The sequence below is a fragment of the Dokdonella sp. genome (assembly GCF_051958935.1).
In the GTDB taxonomy this organism is placed as follows: Bacteria; Pseudomonadota; Gammaproteobacteria; order Xanthomonadales; family Rhodanobacteraceae; genus Dokdonella_A.
This window is the reverse complement of record NZ_JBQCFP010000142.1, coordinates 1-11950: the sequence shown is the minus strand read 5'-3', so window position 1 is coordinate 11950 and position 11950 is coordinate 1. Positions and strand designations below refer to the sequence as shown.

Genomic DNA, 11950 nt, shown 5'->3' with positions numbered 1-11950 from the left:
CTCTCCCGCGAGCCGGAGAGGCGAAGTCCGTAGATGCCGGTGCCGTCAGGCGGGTGCGAAGTTCTTGTTCGCCTTCTTTTCCTTCTTCTCGGGCTGCTTTTCCTTCATGGTCTTGGCCGGCTTCTTCTTTTCCTGCTTCTTCTGGTTCATGCCCTTGCTCATCTGCGCCTCCTCTCATGCGCTGTCGCGCAACCGGGTGGTTGCCTTGCCACGGCCAGTATGCGCCGACGGCAGGCAGCAGACGGAGACGCTCATCGATGCGTGGATGGCGCACCAGCGCCGATGGTCGGTGGCTACTTCTGCGGACGCTTCCCGACGCCTGGCACCGCCGTGATCTGTTTCATCCACGCCGCGATTTGCCGTTCATCGATGTCATCGGCAGAGGCGATTTCGACGCCGCGCGTCGCCTTGCCCATCGCGACCGGCGTCACGGGCGGTACGGGATCGAGCATGACGCCGTTGACGAACATGAGTTTCACGTGGCTCGCGAAGGCGCCGCAGCAGAAGCACCAGCCGTCGCCGACGCCGTAATAGGACATGCCCCATTTCACGCTGCGCTCGAGACCCGGCAAGGTGCGCGCGGCGAGGGCGTCGATGCGTTCGGCGATGGCGCGTTGCGGCTGCGGCAGGCTGGCGATGTAGGCGAACACGGGTGCGTCGCCAGTGGCCGCCTTGGCGGGGCTGGCTTTGCCGTTGAGGGATTCGGGCAGCGGCGCGGTGGCGGCGGGATGGGTCGACGCCTTGGGTGATTTCCGCGGCGCGGGGGTGGCAGGTGTGGCCGTTTTTCGGGTCATCGTGATCGCTCCCTCGGGTTCCGTGGAAAGGCTTCGTGGGTACGACGAGCGGGGACGATGGGGATCGACAGCGGTGGCGGTCGCTTGTCGTCGGGGGCGCCTTGGGGGATCACGCCCCGGGGGCGGGTCGGCGGCGGCACGCGCTGCGCGCGTACCGCCCGCGCACTCGGAGCCCGCCGCGGGCAACGCAAAGACCGCGTAGGGCGGGTCGAGCGCGCAGCGCGAGTCCCGCCGCAATCTCGCGACACGCGCGACCATCGCGACGCGCGACCATCGCGGCCCTTCGGCGGCACGCGCGTTGCGCGTACCGCCCTACGCGCGTCGCCGCGGCCTTGCGGAGCATGGCGATTCCCATGTGCTTGCGGTTCGACGCGGGCGGATGCCGATTCGTCGAGAAACCGGTAGGCCAGGGCCGCCCCATGGCTCATGATGGTGCCGGCCGCGCGGCCACGCCGAGCACACATCCGGAGGCTTCGATGACCACTCGCCGTGACCTGCTCAAGCTCGGTGCGCTGGCCGCCATGCGGCCGTCCCTCGCGTTCGCGCGCGACGCCAAGCCGGTCGGCAAGGCATCCAAGCCGCTCGACATCCTGATCCTCGGCGGCACCGGCTTCACCGGCCCGTTCCAGGTCAACTACGCGCTTGCGCGCGGCCACACGGTCACGCTGTTCAATCGCGGCAAGCGGCCGTCGCCGGAATGGCCGGGGCACGTCGAACAATTGTTCGGCGACCGCAACACCGGCGACCTCGGCGCGTTGAAAGGGCGCCGATGGGACGTGTGCATCGACAACCCGACGACGCTGCCATTCTGGGTGCGCGATGCGGGCCGGGTGCTCGCCGGCAAGGTCGGGCACTATCTCTTCATTTCCTCCATTTCGGCGTACGCGGATGGCAGCAAGCGCGGCATCGACGAGGGCGACGCGCTCGCCGTCTACCAAGGCAAGGACGCGATGGGCGAGACGCAGGAATCGCTGCGCGCCGATCTCGAACGCCTCTACGGCCCGCTCAAAGCGCTGAGCGAGGCCGAAGCGCACCGGCAATTCGGCGAGCGCGTGACGATCGTGCGGCCGGGCTTCATCGTCGGGCCGCGCGACGAGACGGACCGCTTCACCTACTGGCCGCACCGCGTCGGGCAGGGCGGCGAGATGCTGGTGCCCGGCGACGGCGCCGACCCGGTGCAGTTCATCGATGGGCGCGATCTGGGCGAATGGATGATCCGACTCGCGGAGGCGGGCACGCTCGGCACGTTCAATGCGCTCGGCCCCGCGAAACCGACGACGATGGATCAGCTGCTGCACGCCTGCGAGAAGGCGACGGGCGCGAAGCCGTCGTACACGCACGTCTCGCCGGCATTCCTCGAAGCGCAGGGTGCCGACCTGCCGATCTGGGTGTCGCGCACGGGCAGCCTGGCCGGTTACGGCGCCGTCAGCAACGCGCGTGCGCTCCGCGCCGGGCTCACGTTCCGCCCGCTCGAGACCACGCTCACCGATCTCCTCGCCTGGTTCCGCAGCCAGCCGGCCGAACGCCGCGCCAAGCTGCGCGCGGGCCTTACGCCCGAGCAGGAGTCGGACCTGCTCAAGGCTTGGCGGGCGCGACCTGCCTGAGCATGGCGGCACGCCGGCCGAAGGGGCCAGGCGCCGACACGCAGCGTGCATGAAGCGTGTTGCCCTTCCGGGCAGACGCAGCCCGCGAGCGGATCCGCCGCTGCGCGGCTTGATCCGCCTGCGGACCTCGCGCATCGGCGCCACGACGAAGGTTCGGGCGGTCCGCGCCGAAGGCCGGAGCCGCCGCAGTCGGAGCGCCCCGCGAAAACCTTGCATCCGGTCTGTCTGCAACCCCGGTTCTTTTTCGTATCGGCTACTGAACCCCGATGGGAGGCTCCCGAGAGCACTCCCGGGGCCGGGCTCGACGCCCGCGAACCGTTCACTACCCGGAAGGAAAAGGACGCACCATGAAACCGATACGACCCGCGCGCGAGCGCACCGGCCATGCTTCGACACGCGCGGTCCGCCGTGCGCGCTGGCTGGCGATGGGCCTCTTGTGCGCGATCGCGGCGCCGGCCTGGGCCGACGTCTACAACGTCAACTCCAGTGGCGACACCGACCAGGATCCGGCGATCACGGATCACTGCGCCGCCATTGGCGATACCTCGCACTGCACGCTGCGCGCCGCGATCAAGTTCGGCAACGGTCGCTCCGGCAGCCATGTGATCAACATCGGCGTGGCGGCGATCACGATCATCAATGGCAGCCTCACGCAGATGCGCGCGCCGTTCACCGTCAACGGCAATCACGCGACGATCAACGGCAACGGCCACGGCTGCTTCGACCTCACCGACTCGGGCACCGCCGGGCTCGGCCATGCGGACGGTGCGACCGGCTCGAAGCTGCTCAACCTCGTGATCGGCAATTGCAGCGGCGCGGGCATCAGCGCGAACGGCCACGACTACGTATTCAGCGGCAACTTCATCGGCGTGAACGGCACCGGCCTCGTCGCGATGCCGAACAGCGGCGACGGCATTTCGGTGTCGGCCTCGCACGTCTACCCGGACACGAGCAGCAATTTCCTGCTCAACCTGTACCAGAACTTCCCGGTGCAGCCGGTCGACGCTTCGGGAATCGAGGCGTTCTCGAGCAACCTCGCGACTGCGCTGGCATCGCTGCACCCGATCCTCATCAGCAACAACGTGATCTCCGGCAACGCGCAGAACGGCATCGAGATCTTCAGCGAGAACCTCGCCGCCGTCACCGTCAGCGGCAACATGATCGGCACCGACGTGAGCGGCAACATCGCGATCCCCAACGGCGCGGACGGCGTGCACCTGGTCGGCTCCACCTTCGGCAACCTCATCGGCCCCGGCAACGTCATCAGCGGCAACGGCGCCAACGGCGTCCGCGTCGATGCAGGCGCGGTGTTCCTGCCGAACTTCATCATGGGCAACCGCATCGGCCTCAGCGCGACGCTGCAGGGCGTGCACATCGGCAACGGCTTGAACGGCATCGTCGCCGACACCAAGCCCGACACCGATCCGACGAGCTTCAACCCGAGCATGACCTCGCTCGTGATCGGTCCGGCCAACGTGATCTCGGACAACGAGGGCGCGAACAACAACGGCTTCCCGGACACGCTCGGCAGCGACAGCGCGGGCATCCTCATCACCGGCGCGAGTAACGGCGTGAAGGTGCTGCGCAACACCATCGGCCTCGCCGAGTTCCCGTCCGGCACGCCGCTGAACTCGGCCGCCTACGGCAATGCCGGCGACGGCATCATCGTGACGACCACGGGCAACGAGATCGGCAGCAACGTGATCGCGGCCAACGCGCGTCATGGCATCGTGGTGCGCGGCAGCTCCACGCAGAGCACGCGCATCACCGGCAATTCGATCGGCGTGAGCCCCGCGTTCGCCGGCAACCTCACGCTCGGTAACGGCGTCGACGGCATCCACATCAATGCGGCGAGCGCGACCACCATCGGCGGCCCCGGCGCGAACGACGCCAACACGATCGTCGCGAACAAGCGCAACGGCATCAAGCTGCGCAACGGCGGCGGCGACCAGAACGGCTGGGCCAACCTGTTCCAGCGCAACCGCATTTTCGGCAACGCCAAGACGCTGACCGGTATCGACATCGACCTCGAGCATCCGGAGAACGCGGCCGACGGCCCGCATTCGGAAATCCCGGCCAACTACGCCAACCGTGACCAGGCGCCGCCGCACATCTGCATCGGCAACGAGATGTCCGGCGTGTGCGGCGGCGCCGCGCCGCCGACGAACGATGGTGGCACGACGCTGGTGTGGACGATCAGCACGCACGGCGTGGCGAATTTCCGCATGGAGTTCTACTCGATCGATGCGGCATCCACGACCGCGGCCACGGCGATGACCTTCCTCGGCGAGCAGCTCGTGACGACCACCGTCGGCGGCTTGCCGGCGAACAGCGCCTCCTGCTCGGGCGGTCGCTGCACCGCTTCGCTCGGCAGTGTCGCGGTCGGCCGCCGCATCGTGATGACCGCGACCGACATCACGCCGCTGACCGACACGCCCGCGGGTGGCGGCGGCTGGCAGGGGCTGCTGAAGTGCTTCGCCGGCAACAACGGCATCATCCTCCCGGCCTGCACGACGAACGACACGTCCGAGTACTCGAACGCGGTCGCGGTCATCGGCAACGATCGCGTCTTCAAGAGCGGGTTCGAGGCGCCTTGATGCGAAGGCTCCCCTCCCGCGCTCGCGGGAGGGGAGTCGTAGGGCGGATCGACGCAGGCGAGCGCCGAAAGCCGCCGCTGCGGGCCTGACCCAGCCTGCGAGCTTTACCCCGTGACCATTCGCCTCGAGTTCGCGTGCCGCGATGGCAGTAGCGCGCCGGCCGGCGGCACGCGCGTGTGCGCGTACCGCCGTGCGCGGAGACGCAGCCAACCGCGAGCAACGCAAAGACCTCGGAGGGCGGGTCGAGCGCGCAGCGCGATTCCCGCCGCAATCTCGCGATGCGCGACCATCGCGGCGCTTCGCGGCACGCGCGTGCGCGTACCGTCCTGCGCGCGATGCGGGGGCTAGGAGGTGTCGCGTTGCACACGCGTGCGGTACGCGCGCACGTTGTCGCCGCGGATGCGCGTTTCGCGCGTGCCGATCACCTCGTCGACCTTGGCGTCCGACCCGGTGACGGGCTTCGCCTCCACCTTCGTCTCGCGCTCGAACGCGTGCGACTTGTCGGTGTTGCGGTAATAGCGGTACAGCGCCCAGTACAGGCCGGTCGCGCCGGCCGGGCCGAGTGCGAGCAGCCAGAGGCCGCCGTCGTCGCTCATCAGAGGTGCTCCATGATGTCGTTCACGAGTGCGCGAGGATCCACAGCACGATGCTTTCGAGCACGGTGCCGACGGTGAGCGCGGTGGCGAGCAGCTTCCACTGCTGCACCGGCACGCTGCCCATCGTCTCGCCGGTGCGGCCGTTGACCGCGATGTAGTGCAGCATGCCGCCATTGCTGCCGGGCTGGTGGTACGAATACAGCCACACCGGCAGGTACATCGACACCCAGCGCGTGCCGTGCACGTCGAGGCGTTCGCGCTCCCAGCGCACGCCGCGGCCGTAGCGACTCACCGAAGCCTCGACCTGCGCGCGCGCGATCGACAGCAGCTGGTCCTCGAGGCGCGGGCGCAGCGCCTCGACGTCGCGGTCGCGCTTCTCCGAGGTGAAGCCGGCGAGGTAGGACGCATTCCACTTCACCGCGTTCTTCGTGTCGAACGGCAGGATCGTGTTGATGATGTTGTTGGTGTTGCGACGTGTGTCGAGGGTGCCACGCTCGGTCGAGGACTCCAATGGCAGGTCGTCGACGGTGAAGTCGACGTGGCGCTCGACGCGGTAGACGTCCGCGTCGTAGTAGGTCTTCTTGTCGTTGCCGGTGCCGCGCGTGTAGCGGCGCGTCTCGATCTCGCCCTGGCCTTGGACGTCGGCGCTCGCGTTGCCGTCGACGATCATGTACGGCAGGTACACGCCGACGACGTTCTCGGGCGTGAACTGTTCCTTGAATTCCTTCAGCGCGAACAGGCGGCGCTTGTCGACGAACTGGCGGATGCGCGCGACCGCGTCGTCTTTCCTGATGTGGAACGGCAGCACCGCATCCGGTACCGCGCCGTTGGCGATCTGCTCGTTGACGCCGAGCATGTGGCGGCACCAGTGGCAGCGCGCAGTCATCGCGTTCTGGGTGTTGACCGTGACTTCCGCGCCGCAGCCGCTGCACTTGAAGGTCATGAGCGCCTTGGCGTCGGCCGCGATGTCGCGCGCGCCGGAGGCGACGATCGTCCCCTTCAGCGTGTCGATGCCTTCGCCGAGGCCGAACTGTTCCTCGACGCGTTCGCTTTGCCATTGGTGGCGGCAATACAGGCAGACGAGCAGGTCGCTGCCGGGCTTGTGGCGGATCTCGGTGGAACCGCACTTCGGGCAGCGGTTGACGCCGTCCTCGAGTTCCTTCGACGCGGTGTCGATCGCGGCGGGGTCCGGCGCTTCGAGCTCATTGCGGATCGGCTCGGGCATCGTCGACGGGTCGATGCCGGTCTCGCCGGGCATCGGTGGAACGTCCTGCGGTGAACCGGGGCCGGTGAACCGAGGCCCCGGTGGCGGGTTGGCATTGGACATGTGTCGTGGGTCCGCGAATTCGGGTAAGCCATTCCATCGCGTCATCCCGGCGAGAACCGGGATGACGATGGTGTCTGCTTGCGGGCTCTTCGGCGTCTGCCTTGTTACAACCCCAATGCCTTGCTCTTGAGCGCATCGTAGTCGGCCTGCGTGATGAGGCCGAGCTCGAGCATCTCCTTCGCCTTCTTGAGCTTGGCGACCGGGTCGTCTGCCGCCGGTGCGGCCGGGGCGACCGGCTGCTGCAGGCCGCCGAGGCCGCCCATCATTCCCGACGCCATGCCGATGCCCATCATCCCCGCGCCGCCGCCGTTTTCGCCGGCGGCCTGCAGGCCCGCGGCGACGCTGGCCTGCAGGGGGGAATTGCCGCGTGCACCGGCGAGCGCGTCCGCACGTTGCACGTTCTTCAGCAGCTCACGCGTGTTGGGGTCGTACTCGATCGAGACGATCGCGGTCTTGACGATCGCGAGGCCGCGATCGGACTTCCACTGGTACGCCGCTTCCACCGCATCCGACAGGCTCTTCGCGAAACCGATCGAATCCTGCTGGATCTTCGTGATGCGGTTGCCCTTGGACGGATCGTTCGTGTACAGGCTGAACGCGGGCGCGAGCGAACCGACGACTTCATTGAACAGCTGCGCGGCCGCCGCGTTGTCCATGTCGGTGAAGTCGAACACCTGGCCCGGCTGCAGGTAGGTCGCGGGCACGAAGTTCTTCGCGAACAGGATCGGGTCGACGATCTTGAGCGTGTACGAGCCGCGCGTGATCGCGCCGACCTGCGTGTTGAGGAAGCCGTCATCCCAGTAGATTTCCGACTGCGTGCCGAAGCGGTTGTCCGGCAGCTCCTTCAGCGAAACGAAGAACGCCGCCTGCTGCGAACCCGGCTGGCCGCCGAACTTGAAGCGCTCCCAGCTCTGCTTGATCAGCGAGTCGACGAGGCCGCCGCCGGTGAAGATCGACTTGGAGTTGATGTCGTCCGAGCGCCACTCGTAGCCGCCGGCCTCGGCCGCGAAGCCGGTGATCTTGCCGTCCTGGAACAGCAGCAAGCCGTAGCCTTCCGGCACGACGATCTTCGAGCCGTCGGTGATGATGTTCGACGAGCCCTTCGTGTTGGAGCCACGCCCGGCATTCGTGCCGCGCGGCACCGCCGCGAACAGCGCCGCCGTCGCCGGCAAGCCGTCCGGCACCGTGTAGAAGTCCTTCCACTGGTCGGCGAGCGTACCGCCGATCGCCCCCACCGCTGCCTGCACAAGACCCATGACGTCTCCCGCGTTTCCGCGGCCGGCACCGTGCCGGCCTGCGTGTGCAATATACCTTCCCCGGGAGGTGGGGGCAGTGACGGAAGGCGTGGGGGGTTCGTGTGGGCTGCGGCTCGCTCCGGGTTCCCTCACCCGCGCCTGTCGGCGCGACCTCTCCCGCAAGAGGGGAGACGTGACACCTGCTTGCGGGGAGGTGACCGCTGTTCCCCCTCTCCCGCTTGCGGAGAGGTGGCAGCTGTTCCCCCCCTCCCGCGTGCGGGAGAGGGCCGGGGTGAGGGCCTTCGGAGCGAGACACTCCATTCGCGCACCAACGACACTTGCACCACGCGTTCCACGTCATCGAGACTCGACCGGCCACTTCCACCGGAGTCGTCCATGGATCGCTCGTTCAACCTCGGTGCGCTCGCCTTCGCGCTCACGCTCGCCTTCGCTGCGCCGCACGTCCACGCCGACCCGAAGCCCGCCGCGGCGCGGCCATCCGCCAACGCCAGCGCCGACAAGCCATCGAAGACGCCGCACAACGCGACCTTCATCCTCCCCGCCGGCTGGTCGCAGAAGGCGGAGGGCAAGGGCGTGATCCTCACGCCACCGGAGAACGACGGTTCGCGCATCGCGATCATGGATTCGTCGGCGAAAACCGCCGACGAAGCAGTGGAGCAGGGCTGGCAGCTGCTGAAACTCTCGCCGAAATTCCTCGTCGCCAACGATGCCGCGCCGCGTGACGGTTGGGAGCAGCGCCGCTTCTACGACTACGACGTGCCGCCGAACGCGAAGCGCGCGGTGTATGCGGGCGTCTTCCGCCGCGGCACGAAGTTCACCGTGCTCGTCGCCGACCTCGACCAGGCGCTCGCCGAAAAGCGCGCCTCGCAGCTCGGCAAGATCAACCAGCGCCTGCTGCCCGCCGACTACAAGCGCGAATCGTTCAAGGGCCGCACCGCGCACACGTTCGACGACGCGCGCCTCAAGCAGGTCGCCGACTTCGTCGAGCACATGCGCAGCGAATACGACGTGCCCGGCGTCGCGATCGGCATCGTGCAGGATGGCAAGGTCGTCATGGCGCAGGGCTTCGGCGTGCGCGCGCTCGGCAAGCCGGACAAGGTCGATGCCGACACGCGCTTCATGATCGCCTCCAACACCAAGGCGCTCACCACGCTCATGCTCGCCAAGCTCGTCGACGCCGGCAAGCTCGACTGGAACGCGCACGTCACCGATGTCTACCCGGCGTTCAAGCTCGGCAGCGCGGACACGACCAGGCAGGTGCTCGTCAAACACCTCATCTGCGCGTGCACCGGCCTGCCGCGGCAGGACTACGAATGGTTGTTCGAAGGCGAGAAGCAGACGCCCGAAAGCGTGATGGCCACGCTCGGCACGATGCAGCCGACGAGCGGCTTCGGCGAGCTCTTCCAGTATTCCAACCCGCTCGCCGCCGCCGCGGGTTTCATCGGCGGGCAGATCGCGTATCCCGGTACCGAGCTCGGCAAGGGCTACGACCAGGCGATGCAATCGCTCGTGTTCGACCCGCTCGGCATGAAGGACACCACGTTCGACTACGCCGTCGCGCAGACCGGCGACTACGCCGCGCCGCACGGCTACGATATCGACCACGTCGTGCGCGTGATGGGCATGGGCCTCAACGACACGATCCGCGCCTCGCGCCCCGCGGGCGCCGCGTGGAGCACGGTCAACGACATCCTGAAATACGTGCAGATGGAGCTCCGCAAGGGCGTGCTTCCCGACGGCACGCGCTACATCGGCGAAGCCGCGCTGCTGCAGCGCCGCCAGCCGCAGATCGCGCTCGGCGTCGACCGCGACTACGCGATGGCGCTGATGGTCGACAAGAGCGACGGTGTCACCGTCGTCGACCACGGCGGCGACATGGACGGCTTCCATTCCAACATGATGTGGTGGCCGGAGCAGAACGTCGGCGCCGTCATCCTCACCAATTCCGACGAGGGCGTCATGCTGCGCGGCCCGTTCAAGCGCCGCCTCAACGAGATCATGTTCGACGGCGAACCGCAGGCGCTCGCCACCGCCGACGCCAACGCGAAAGGCAACCGCGCCTCGTGGGACGCGCAACGCAAGCTCATCCAGTACCCCGCCGACACCGCTGCCCTCGCCACGCTCGCACCGCGCTACCACAGCGACGCGCTCGGCGAGATCATCGTCACCAAGGAAGGCGGCAAGGCATGGATGGACGTCGGCGCCTTCAAGTCCGAAATCGCCACCAGCCCGCAAACCGACGGCAGCCTCGCCTACGTGATGATCGACCCGATGGCCAGCGGCTTCCTCCTCGTGCGCGCCGACACCGACACCGAACGCCGCCTCATCGCCCGCGACGGCCAGCACGAGTATGTCTTCACCGAAGTGAAGCCCGCCGCCAACAAGAACTGATCAGGCGAAGTCGCTCGCAAGAATTCGCCGAATGCATCGCGCATCCCCTCTCCCGCTCGCGGGAGAGGGCCGCGCTGAACCCCTGGCGTCCCCTGCAGGAGCGCACCCTGTGAGCGACCCCAGCGTGCAGCGCACCGAAACGCGACGGTCGCGCACAGGGTGCGCTCCTACAGGGATGCGTCAGCGTGTCGTCAGTTGGGCCAGCAACTCGTCGAGTTGGGCGAAGGTTTCGTGCATCGCATCCTGGGCGCCGGTGCCGGCTTCGTCGAGGGCTCGCTTGGTCGGGTAGCGTTCGGTCAAGACGCAGAGCGTCCTGCCGTCGCGCTCTTCGAACGTCGCCGTGGTGATGGATCCGGCGTCGCCGCTTTCCTCGTTGGTCCAGACGATGCGCTGGTCGGGGATCACTTCGAGGTAGCGGCCGAAGAACGCCATCGTGTTCGCGGGGTCTTCGCCGAACTCGAGGCGATAGGTGCCGCCGGTACGGACGTCGAGTTCGCACGAGCGGAGCGTCATGCCCATCGAGCGGGGCACCCACCATTTCCTGAACAGATCGGGTTGGACCAGGCTTCGAACACGAGGCGCGCGGGCGCGTCGAACGTGCGCGTGACGACGACTTCGGTGTCCGAGGTCTTCTGCACCGTGGTGCGGCGGGATTCACGGGCGTTGCTTGCGGCCACGGGTTTTCTCCTTTCGTTTGAGTTCGTCGATGACGCCGTCGAGCGCGTCGAAGCGCGCGTCCCAGACGCGGCGGTAGCGTGCGATCCAGGCCATTTCCTCCTCGAGCCGGCACGGGCCGATGCGGCAGGTGCGCACGCGGCCGATCTTTTCGGTGGTCACGAGGCCCGCCAGTTCCAGCACGCCGATGTGCTTCTTCATGCCCGTGAGGGTCATGTCGAACGTGTCGGCGAGGTCGGTGATGGAGGCGTCGCCGCGGGCGAGTTGTTCGAGCACGCCGCGACGGGTGACGTCGGCGAGCGCGGCGAAGGAGGCGTTGAAATGGGTGCACGAACGCTGAACCATATGGTTCAGTGTGGACTGACGCGGGCGCGTATGCAAGCGGTGCGGTGCGGGTATAGGTCGGAAGGTATCGCTCGGTTTCCCCTCATCCGCCTTCGGCACCTTCTCCCGCGAGCGGGAGAAGGGAACAGCCTCCCGTGAGCGGGAGAAGGGAACAGCGGGGCGGGCCTGTGGCGTCACCGCTCCCGCTCCGGGAGAGGTCGTGCCGAAGGCGGGGGTGATTAGAGGGCTCGCGACAACCTTCCCTCATCCGCCTTCGGCACCTTCTCCCGCGAGCCGGAGAAGGGAACAGCCTCCCGAGAGCGGGAGAAGGGAACAGCGGCGCGCGCCCGTGCCATCACAACTCCCGCTCGCGGGAGAGCTCGCGC

Annotated in this window: 9 protein-coding genes; 3 read left to right on the top strand and 6 right to left on the bottom strand. The window is 67.8% G+C overall.

The features are described 5' to 3' along the window. Window positions 1-293: 293 nt before the first annotated feature. Window positions 294-1052: a DUF1801 domain-containing protein gene (locus tag ACTHK2_RS14105; RefSeq protein WP_440246356.1), complete on the bottom strand. Its 759-nt coding sequence runs from the start codon at window positions 1050-1052 to the stop codon at window positions 294-296. A gap of 218 nt (window positions 1053-1270) precedes the next feature. On the opposite strand from ACTHK2_RS14105, the gene ACTHK2_RS14100 reads away from it, so the two are divergent. Continuing rightward, the gene (locus ACTHK2_RS14100; protein ID WP_440246355.1) at window positions 1271-2398 is read left to right on the top strand and encodes an NAD-dependent epimerase/dehydratase family protein; all 1128 of its coding nucleotides are present in this window, start codon (window positions 1271-1273) and stop codon (window positions 2396-2398) included. A gap of 347 nt (window positions 2399-2745) precedes the next feature. Then, window positions 2746-4995 carry a hypothetical protein gene (locus tag ACTHK2_RS14095; protein ID WP_440246354.1) on the top strand — a complete coding sequence of 750 codons (2250 nt, stop codon included), beginning with the start codon at window positions 2746-2748 and terminating at the stop codon, window positions 4993-4995. A gap of 344 nt (window positions 4996-5339) precedes the next feature. Here the strand turns inward: ACTHK2_RS14095 and ACTHK2_RS14090 are convergent, their stop codons facing one another. From ACTHK2_RS14090 to ACTHK2_RS14080, 3 genes are all read right to left on the bottom strand, one after another. Continuing rightward, a complete protein-coding gene (locus tag ACTHK2_RS14090; RefSeq protein WP_440246353.1) occupies window positions 5340-5591 on the bottom strand; it encodes a hypothetical protein in 252 nt (83 codons plus the stop codon). 22 nt (window positions 5592-5613) lie between these two features. Continuing rightward, window positions 5614-6918, bottom strand: coding sequence for a TFIIB-type zinc ribbon-containing protein (locus ACTHK2_RS14085; protein WP_440246352.1), 1305 nt, complete (start codon window positions 6916-6918; stop codon window positions 5614-5616). 104 nt (window positions 6919-7022) lie between these two features. Then, window positions 7023-8174 (bottom strand): SPFH domain-containing protein, encoded by a 1152-nt coding sequence (locus ACTHK2_RS14080; RefSeq protein ID WP_440246351.1) that lies wholly within the window; start codon window positions 8172-8174, stop codon window positions 7023-7025. 375 nt (window positions 8175-8549) lie between these two features. Between ACTHK2_RS14080 and ACTHK2_RS14075 the strand changes: the two genes are divergently transcribed. Continuing rightward, window positions 8550-10565, top strand: coding sequence for a serine hydrolase domain-containing protein (locus ACTHK2_RS14075; protein WP_440246350.1), 2016 nt, complete (start codon window positions 8550-8552; stop codon window positions 10563-10565). 180 nt (window positions 10566-10745) lie between these two features. Here the strand turns inward: ACTHK2_RS14075 and ACTHK2_RS14070 are convergent, their stop codons facing one another. Beyond that, complete coding sequence (locus ACTHK2_RS14070) at window positions 10746-11078, bottom strand: SRPBCC domain-containing protein (RefSeq protein WP_440246349.1); 333 nt, start codon at window positions 11076-11078, stop codon at window positions 10746-10748. Between the two features lie 141 nt (window positions 11079-11219). Then, a complete protein-coding gene (locus ACTHK2_RS14065; protein WP_440246348.1) occupies window positions 11220-11762 on the bottom strand; it encodes an ArsR/SmtB family transcription factor in 543 nt (180 codons plus the stop codon). Window positions 11763-11950: the final 188 nt, after the last annotated feature.

Coding starts and splice junctions, on each gene's coding strand:
- ACTHK2_RS14105 (WP_440246356.1), bottom strand. CDS start 1,052: ATGGTCGCGCGTGTCGCGAGATTGCGGCGGGACTCGCGCTGCGCGCTC.
- ACTHK2_RS14100 (WP_440246355.1), top strand. CDS start 1,271: ATGACCACTCGCCGTGACCTGCTCAAGCTCGGTGCGCTGGCCGCCATG.
- ACTHK2_RS14095 (WP_440246354.1), top strand. CDS start 2,746: ATGAAACCGATACGACCCGCGCGCGAGCGCACCGGCCATGCTTCGACA.
- ACTHK2_RS14090 (WP_440246353.1), bottom strand. CDS start 5,591: ATGAGCGACGACGGCGGCCTCTGGCTGCTCGCACTCGGCCCGGCCGGC.
- ACTHK2_RS14085 (WP_440246352.1), bottom strand. CDS start 6,918: ATGTCCAATGCCAACCCGCCACCGGGGCCTCGGTTCACCGGCCCCGGT.
- ACTHK2_RS14080 (WP_440246351.1), bottom strand. CDS start 8,174: ATGGGTCTTGTGCAGGCAGCGGTGGGGGCGATCGGCGGTACGCTCGCC.
- ACTHK2_RS14075 (WP_440246350.1), top strand. CDS start 8,550: ATGGATCGCTCGTTCAACCTCGGTGCGCTCGCCTTCGCGCTCACGCTC.
- ACTHK2_RS14070 (WP_440246349.1), bottom strand. CDS start 11,078: ATGACGCTCCGCTCGTGCGAACTCGACGTCCGTACCGGCGGCACCTAT.